Consider the following 545-nt stretch of genomic DNA (forward strand, 5'->3'; position numbering starts at 1 on the left):
CCAACCATAGTTAGTGCTCTTGCTATTATATATCCTTGAGTTGCAACATTAGCTTGATTTCTGCTTTGAGAGCCACTAGCATCTAATAATATATCTATTACATACTTTCCTTTTTCGCTGACTATATCCTTATAAAATATTTTATTATTATTACTCCTAGATGCTCTCCATGCTCTAGAAGCATATACTGTTCCACAATCTGAATATACTCTGCTACTTTCACTTTCTTCTATTAATATTCTTGATAAGCTATCCTTTAATTTGGCTATATTTCTTCTATGAGTTTTAACCTTATCTCTAAATTTACTTATATTATTTTCTTTTTTGTCTTGTAGCATATTTTATCTGAGCAACATTACTACATTCACTTCTTAAAACTCCATCTGTAAAATGAATTCTACATCCCTCATGGACCCCTCTACAATTTTTACTTTCTATCTTTTTTATCTCTGATTTATTTTATATGATTTTCCATAGTTAGTGTTCTATTTTCTCATATATCTTATTTAACCATTTCTTCATCTACATATCATAACTCTATTAGC

General features: G+C 28.8%; 1 pseudogene. It reads right to left on the reverse strand.

From position 1 onward, the window contains the following. Nucleotides 1–338 (reverse strand): annotated as a pseudogene (locus JWF52_RS19575) (nitric oxide reductase activation-like protein); the annotation flags it as partial. Nucleotides 339–545: the final 207 nt, after the last annotated feature.

Source organism: Clostridium sp. CCUG 7971, assembly GCF_017590215.1.
Taxonomy (GTDB): domain Bacteria; phylum Bacillota; class Clostridia; order Peptostreptococcales; family Peptostreptococcaceae; genus Faecalimicrobium.